We start from the raw sequence: 7011 nt of genomic DNA on the forward strand, positions 1-7011 counted from the left end.
CGGGGAGGTCGGTCATGCGGGGCTCCTGGGGCGTGGTGGGTGCACGGGTCGGTGCACGGTTCAGGGGTACTCTGGCCCCAAGGTAGTGAGTGGTCCCCCTCTGCGGACCGCGACGCAGGATAGTGACGGAGAGTGCCCGGATGACGCAGGAAATGACACTCGACCCGCTGGACGAGCGGCTGGTGCACGCCGTGCAGGTGGCGCCGCGGGCCCCGTGGACGGCGCTGGCCCCCGTCGTCGGCGCGGACCCGGTCACCCTGGCGCGCCGGTGGTCGCACCTGCGTGGCCAGGGCGCGGTCTACGTCACCGGCTACGGGTGGGACCCCGACGCGGTCTTCTCGCTCATCGAGATCGAGTGCCGGCCGGGGCGGACGATGCAGGTGGCCGAGGCCCTGGCGGAGGAACGCGGGGCGTTCACCATCGACCTCACCGCCGGTGCGCGCGACATCATGCTCAGCCTGCTGACCCCCGACACCCGGGCGCTGGCGCACTGGACGCTGGAGCACATCCAGCAGTTGGACGGGGTACGGCGGGTGCGCACGCACCTGGTGTCCCGGATCGTCGCCGACGCCAGGGAGTGGCGTCTGCGCGCACTGTCCGGCGACGAGGTGTCGGACATCGCAGGACGGACTGCGGGACGGTCCCGTGCCGGCGGGGCGGCGGCCCTGCCGCGACTGGCGCCGGGGGAGCTGGAGAAGGTGCGCGAGGCTCTCGCGGTGGACGGCCGGGCGTCGTCGGCGGAGGTGGCGTCGGCGGCGGGTATCACCGCGCGAAAGGCCCGCGAGGCGGTGGCGGCGATGACCGCCACCGACCGCTACAAGATCCGGGTGGACGTGGCCCGCGCCCGGACGCCGTGGCCGGTGTCTGTGTGGTACTTCCTGCAGGTGCCGGCGGACAAGGTGTCGCGGGTCGGGCCACTGCTCAGCAGGATCGACGAGGCCCGGCTCGTGGTGACGGCGACCGGCGAGTACAACGTGATCATGGCGGCGTGGCTGCGGTCCCTGCTGGACGTCAACAAGCTGGAGGCCGTCCTGGAGGAGCGCCTGCAGGGGGTGCGGATCGTCGACAGGTCGGTGGTGCTGCGTTCCCTGAAGCACCTGGGGCACGTCCTCGACGAGTACGGTGACGCCACCGGCAGGACGGTGCCCATGCCCTGATCCGGCCCGTCCCGTCAGATCCTGCAGATCCTTCCGCGGGGACGCCGTTTTCCTGCATCCGGCCGGGTGTGCGGGTGCGGTCGCGTATTTTCGCGCCAACCCCGGAATGACGTTTCGCCGGGGAAACAGCAGTGAACTCACCACGAGAAGAGAACCTGTCATGAGCGACACGTCCGCCGAGGCGCCGGCCACACCACCGGAGTCCTCCCCGCCCCGCATCATCACCCCGTCCCTGCGCGACCGTGGACTCTGGGTGTTGGCCGGGCTGATCGTCGTCATCGCGGCGGTCGCCCAGTTCATCGGACCCGTGGAGGTGCCCCTGGGGTTCGCCGCACTGTCCCTGCTCCCGATGATCTGGGCCCTGGCGATGGGGGTGACGGTGTCGACCCAACGGGTCCTCCCGCTGCCGGTGGACCTGCAGCACGTGGCGAACGTGATCATGGGCGCGGCGGTGCTGGTGCTCGTCGCACGGCTGTCGTTCACCCTCGGACCGAACATCCCGTTCCTGCTCAAGGCAGGCCCGGCCCTGCTGCTGCAGGAGGTCGGCAACATCATCGGCCCGATCTTCCTCGCCCTGCCGTTGGCGGTGATGCTGCGCATGGGGTCCGCCACCGTGGGGGCCACGTTCTCCATCGACCGTGAGGGCGCCTTCGCCATGGTCACCGAGCGGTTCGGCACGAACTCGCAGCAGTACCGGGGTGTGCTGTCGATGTACATCTTCGGGTCGGTGTTCGGTGCGGTGATCATCAGCCTCATCGCCTCACTGGCGTCGTCGCTGGGGATCTTCGACTGGCGGGCGCTGGCGATGGGCGCCGGGGTGGGGTCCGGGTCGATGATGGCCGCGGGGTCGGCGTCGGTGACCGCGGCGCACCCGGAGTTCGCCGACCAGATCCTGGCGTTGAGCACCACGGCGAACCTCATCGCCTCGATCGCCGGGGTCTACCTGGGTGTCTGGGTCGCCCTGCCGTTGGCGGACCGGTTCTACCGTTTCCTCACCCGACGCCAGGGGGCGAAGGACGAGGCGAAGGCCGCCGCGGCGGACAGAGTCCTGAAGACCTCGGGTGACCTGGCCGCGGCGGTCACGGACGTGCCGCTGGTGAAGATGCCCCTGTGGATCTCCCTGACCGTCATCAGCGTCGCCGGCATCGTGGTCTCGTCGGTGCTCGCCGGGGAATTCTCCTGGAACATGGTCCTCACCTTCCTGGCGCTCAGCCTGCTGACGACGTTGGGGCTCACCGTCGCCCGGCTGAGCCGGGGCAGGGTGCCGGCGATCATCGTGGTGATCACGGTGGGGACGCTGCTGACCGTCCCGGCGTCCCCTGTGGCACCGTGGCTGCTGGAGATCTCGTCGAGTGTGGACTTCCTCGCCGTGATCACCATGATGCTCACGGTTGCCGGGCTGAGCATCGGCAAGGACATCCCGCTGCTCCGCCAGATCGGCTGGAAGATCATCCCCGTCGGTGTGGTCGTCATCGTGTCGACCTACCTGGCCTCCACGGTCATCGCCGAGGGCGTGCTGCAGCTCATCGGGTAGGCGCGGGGGAAGACCAGCGTGACCTCACCGTCGACGTCGACCCTGGTCACCGGGCGGCGGTACACCGGTTCGAGCACCCGGGGGACGAGCACGGCGTCCGGGGTCCCCTCGGCGACCACCTGTCCGGCGTCCAGGACCACGACGCGGTCGCAGTAGCGGGCGGCGAGGTTGAGGTCGTGCAGCACCACGACCGACCCGGGCAGGCCGGAGACCAGCTCCAGGATGTCGTGCTGGTAGCGGATGTCGAGGTGGTTGGTGGGCTCGTCGAGCAGGATGTGGGGGGTCTGCTGGGCCAGTGCGCGGGCGATGAGGGCGCGCTGGTGCTCGCCGCCGGAGAGCTCTGACACGTCGCGTCGGGCGAGGTCGGTGAGGCCGACGGCGTCGAGGGCCCCGGCGACCACCGTCCGGTCGTGGGCGGTGGTGCGCGCCCCGAACCCCTGGTGAGGGAGCCGGCCGAGTGACACCAGCCCGGCGACGCTCACCGGCGCCCCGTCGGCGGAGGTGTCGCGTTCCTGGGCGACGACGGCGATGCGGGTGGCGATGTCGCGGCGTCGTGTCGCGGCGAGGTCCCTGCTGTCGAGCAGGACGCGGCCGTGGCTCAGCGGGACCGCCCCGTGGAGGGCGCGCAGCAGCGTGGTCTTGCCGGAACCGTTCGGGCCGACGAGCCCGAGCGTCCCGGTGGAGGGGACGGTGAGGGAGACACCGTCGACGGCCGGGCGTCCGGCGGCGCCGGTGTGCACGTCGACGCGGATGTCCTCGGCGGTGATCACGTCAGCCCCCGCAGGTAGTCGTCCAGCATGTCCACGCCGTCGAGGGCGAGCGGGGTCGGCGGTTCGGCGTAGTTCAGCAGCATCGGCAGGATGTGCCGCTCCCGGCCGGCGGTGGTGCGGTCGATGCCGGGGATGCGGTTGACCTCGTCCACGACGCTGTCCCCGTCACCGGAGCTGTACAGTGCGACGATGACGTCGGGGTCGCGGTCCACGATGTCCTCGGCGCTGACGTCGAAGACCCGCGCACCCTGGTCGGCGTAGACGTTGGACGCCCCGGTCGCGGCGACGACGGGGGCGGCCATCGACCCGGTGCCGTAGGCGTAGGTCACCCCGCCGCCGGCGGTGGGGTACAGGACGGCGACGCTGCGTCCTGTCCCCGGGGCGTCGGCCCGGTCGCGCACGGCGTCCAGGCGGTGCCGGAGGTCGCGGACGACCTCGTCGGCACGGTCCTCCCGGTCGAAGACGGTGCCGTAGAGCCGCACCTGGTCCCAGACGTCGTCCCAGGTGACGTCCCCGTCGATCGCGCCGCAGAAGGCGGGTTCCTCGATCAGCGGGATGCCGGAGCCGGCCAGGGTCTGCCGGTTGACGGTGTCGGTCTCGCCGAGGACGAGGTCTGCGCCGGAGGCCACGACCTCCTCGCGGGAGATCTGCAGGTGCCCGGAGTCGTCGGTGCGGTCGGTGATGGAGGGGATGCCGTCGAGGACGGCGGAAGTGGCGTCGTCGTAGTAGCTGTCGGGGTACTTCCCGGCCCGGTGGGTGACGTGGTCGAGCACGCCGAGAGCACTGAGGGTGCTCACCGCGGCCGGTTTGAGCAGGGTCACGTTGTCGGGGACGCCGTCGAGGGGGACGCTGTCCCCGCAGTTGTCGACGCTGAGGGCCGCGTCCTGCGACGGGGCGCCGCACGACGCCAGCAGCAGGGAGGACGCCAGGACGACTGACACGGTGTTGCGGTTCATGCGGGGGCTCCCTGGTGCATTCGGTGGACGAGAAGGAGGAGGAAAGGGGCGCCGACGATGGCGGTGATGATGCCGACGGGGATCTCCTGGGGTGCGAGGAGGGTGCGGGCGCCGATGTCGGCCCAGCACAGCAGGACCGCGCCGAGGAGGGCGGCGACGGGGACGACCGCGCGGTGGGCGCCGCCGACGAGGCGTCGGGCCAGGTGGGGGACGACGAGACCGACGAAGCCGATGGACCCGGCCATCGCCACGACCGTGCCCACGAGCAGGCAGGACAGGACCAGGAGGACCACCCGCAGGCGTTCGGGACGGACACCGAGGGTGAGGGCGGTGTCGTCACCGGCGGCCAGCGCGTCCATCCGCGGCGCGATGACCAGCAGGACCGCGGTGACGGCCAGCACGGTGACGACCACGGCGGCGAGCGGGCCGGACCAGGACGCCAGGCCGAGGGAACCGAGCAGCCAGAACATCACCGAACGGGAGGACTCCGCGGAGTCCGACGCGAAGATCATGAAACTGGTGACCGCCGAGAGGGCGTAGCCGACGGCGACGCCGGCCATGACCAGGCGGGTCGCGGTGACCCGCCCGGCGGAACGGGCCACGCCGAAGACGATGAGCGAGGCCACCGTCGCACCGAGGAAGGCGCTGGTCTGCAGGGCGTAGTCGCCGGCCGCGGCGCCGACACCCGTGAGAATCGCGGCGGCGGCCCCGACCGAGGCGCCCGAGTTGACCCCGAGGACGTACGGGTCGGCGAGGATGTTGCGGACCGTGGCCTGCAGGACCACCCCGGCGACGGCGAGCCCCGCACCGACCGCGGCGGCGAGGACGGCCCGTGGGGCGCGGATCGTCCAGACGACCGCGTCGTGGCGGGAGAGGCCGGTGCCGTCGGGCATCTCGAGGGCGGTGCCGAGGAGGTGGTGGGAGAGGATGCGGGCGGAGTCGGCGGGGGAGACCGGGACCGGCCCCACCCCGACGCTGACGACGACCGTGACAGGGAGGACGACACAGAGCGCGGAGATCCACAGGACGGCCCGGCGTCGGGCGGCGCGGGCGCCCAGGACGTCGTCGGATGTGCCGGACGACCGGGTCTTCCCCGGCGCCGGGGACTGTTCGGTGAGGGTCACGGGCGATGACGCTACGCCGCGGAGGGCGGGCACCGCACGCTCAAACGGCCGTTTGAATGAAGGTTTTACCTGGAGGAAACACGGCCGGCCGGGGGCCGTCCCTCGGCTGCGGTTCGCTGCGGTTCGCTACAGTTCGGAGGCATGACCGGCAGTGACGCCCACGGGCAGGACGACCACGACCTGACCTGCATGCGCGACCTCTCCGACGAGTGGGCGGAGACCTTCCGTCTGCTCGGTGACCCCACGCGACTGCGGTTGCTCACCGTCCTGCACTACGTGGGCCCGGGCGCGTTGAGCATGTCTGAGCTCGCCGGGCGCGCCGGGGTGAGGGCCGCCACCGCGTCGGCGGCCCTACGGCTGCTCACCGGGGCCGGCGTGGTGACAGCCACCCGTGACGGGCGGATGATGCGCTACGCCCTCACCGGTGAGCGGGTGCACCGGCTGCTGCACCACATCGGCGGCACACACGCGCAGTGAGTACGTAGGCTCGGTGGGGTAACCGAACTCTCACCGAGGAGGCTGAGGAACATGAGCACCATCACCACTCGAGACGGTGTGAACCTGCACGTCGACGACAGCGGGGAGTCCGGGGACCTGGGGCGCACCGTCGTCCTGATCCACGGGTGGCCGCTGTCGGCGGAGTCCTGGTCGTCGCAGACCGAGGTTCTGCGCAAGAACGGTTACCGGGTCGTCGCCTACGACCGTCGCGGATTCGGGCGGTCCGGCAAGCCCGACTCCGGCTACGGGTACGACACCCTCGCCAGGGACCTGGAGGATGTGCTGACCGGGCTCGACCTCACTGACGTCACCCTCGTCGGCTTCTCCATGGGAGGCGGTGAGGTGGCACGCTACTTCAGTCTCGGCGACACCTCGCGCATCCGCAGTGTCGTCTTCGCCGCGGCGGTTCCGCCGTACCTGCTGAAGACCGACGACAACCCGGACGGGCCGCTCACCGAGGAGGCGGCCAAGGAGATGGAGGACGGTCTCCGCGCCGACCGCGACGCCTTCTTCGAGGACTTCACCACCGGGTTCTTCTCTGTCGGGGACGACCTCAAGGTCAGTGAGGAGACCCGGCGGGAGGCGGTGCGTCTGGCGCGGCAGAGTGACCTGGCCGCCGCGCTGGGGTGCATGGAGGCCTTCGGCACCACCGACTTCCGGGAGGACCTGCCGAAGATCGGGGTGCCCGCGTTGATCCTGCACGGGGACTCGGACGACATCGTCCCCTTCGAGGGCTCCGGCAAGCGCACCGCGGAGATCGTGCCGCACAGTCGCACGACGATCATCGAGGGGGCGCCGCACGGTCTCAACGCCAGCCATGCGGCGGAGTTCAACGCCTCACTGCTGGAGTTCCTCGCCGACTGAGGGGTGCCGCCATCATCGCACCCCATAAGTCACCTCAGGAAAACTGACCTGCGGTTTTCCTCGTATACGCCGCTTATCGGGTGCGATTCGTGTCATCGGAGGTGGTGC

The 7011-nt window shown here is 71.0% G+C and carries 7 protein-coding genes; 4 read left to right on the plus strand and 3 right to left on the minus strand.

Annotated features, from left to right (window positions below):
* Positions 1 to 140 precede the first annotated feature (140 nt).
* Positions 141 to 1157, plus strand: a complete 1017-nt coding sequence (locus Q0A34_RS04525) for an Lrp/AsnC family transcriptional regulator (protein WP_291478820.1) — start codon at positions 141 to 143, stop codon at positions 1155 to 1157.
* Between the two features lie 160 nt (positions 1158 to 1317).
* The gene (locus Q0A34_RS04530; RefSeq protein ID WP_291478821.1) at positions 1318 to 2691 is read left to right on the plus strand and encodes a DUF3100 domain-containing protein; all 1374 of its coding nucleotides are present in this window, start codon (positions 1318 to 1320) and stop codon (positions 2689 to 2691) included.
* Here Q0A34_RS04530 and Q0A34_RS04535 read toward each other — a convergent pair.
* The 3 genes from Q0A34_RS04535 to Q0A34_RS04545 are packed head-to-tail and all read right to left on the minus strand — an operon-like array spanning position 2640 to position 5475.
* A complete protein-coding gene (locus Q0A34_RS04535) occupies positions 2640 to 3461 on the minus strand; it encodes an ABC transporter ATP-binding protein (RefSeq protein WP_291478822.1) in 822 nt (273 codons plus the stop codon). The two genes, Q0A34_RS04530 and Q0A34_RS04535, sit on opposite strands and share 52 nt — an antisense overlap.
* The gene (locus Q0A34_RS04540) at positions 3458 to 4417 is read right to left on the minus strand and encodes an ABC transporter substrate-binding protein (protein WP_291478823.1); all 960 of its coding nucleotides are present in this window, start codon (positions 4415 to 4417) and stop codon (positions 3458 to 3460) included. Before Q0A34_RS04540 ends, Q0A34_RS04535 begins: the two co-directional genes overlap by 4 nt.
* On the minus strand, positions 4414 to 5475 hold the full coding sequence (locus Q0A34_RS04545; RefSeq protein WP_291478826.1) for an iron ABC transporter permease: 1062 nt from the start codon (positions 5473 to 5475) through the stop codon (positions 4414 to 4416). The genes Q0A34_RS04540 and Q0A34_RS04545 overlap by 4 nt, the downstream gene beginning before the upstream one ends.
* A 207-nt stretch (positions 5476 to 5682) precedes the next feature.
* Between Q0A34_RS04545 and Q0A34_RS04550 the strand changes: the two genes are divergently transcribed.
* A complete protein-coding gene (locus Q0A34_RS04550; RefSeq protein WP_291478824.1) occupies positions 5683 to 6018 on the plus strand; it encodes a metalloregulator ArsR/SmtB family transcription factor in 336 nt (111 codons plus the stop codon).
* A 51-nt stretch (positions 6019 to 6069) separates the two neighbouring features.
* Complete coding sequence (locus Q0A34_RS04555; RefSeq protein ID WP_291478825.1) at positions 6070 to 6903, plus strand: alpha/beta hydrolase; 834 nt, start codon at positions 6070 to 6072, stop codon at positions 6901 to 6903.
* Positions 6904 to 7011: the final 108 nt, after the last annotated feature.

The organism is Corynebacterium sp. (assembly GCF_022712195.1).
Classification (GTDB): Bacteria; Actinomycetota; Actinomycetes; order Mycobacteriales; family Mycobacteriaceae; genus Corynebacterium.

Bases quoted from the DNA above. Each gene is read 5' to 3' on its own strand.
- Q0A34_RS04525 (WP_291478820.1), top strand. From the start codon at position 141: ATGACGCAGGAAATGACACTCGACCCGCTGGACGAGCGGCTGGTGCAC.
- Q0A34_RS04530 (WP_291478821.1), top strand. From the start codon at position 1,318: ATGAGCGACACGTCCGCCGAGGCGCCGGCCACACCACCGGAGTCCTCC.
- Q0A34_RS04540 (WP_291478823.1), bottom strand. From the start codon at position 4,417: ATGAACCGCAACACCGTGTCAGTCGTCCTGGCGTCCTCCCTGCTGCTG.
- Q0A34_RS04550 (WP_291478824.1), top strand. From the start codon at position 5,683: ATGACCGGCAGTGACGCCCACGGGCAGGACGACCACGACCTGACCTGC.
- Q0A34_RS04555 (WP_291478825.1), top strand. From the start codon at position 6,070: ATGAGCACCATCACCACTCGAGACGGTGTGAACCTGCACGTCGACGAC.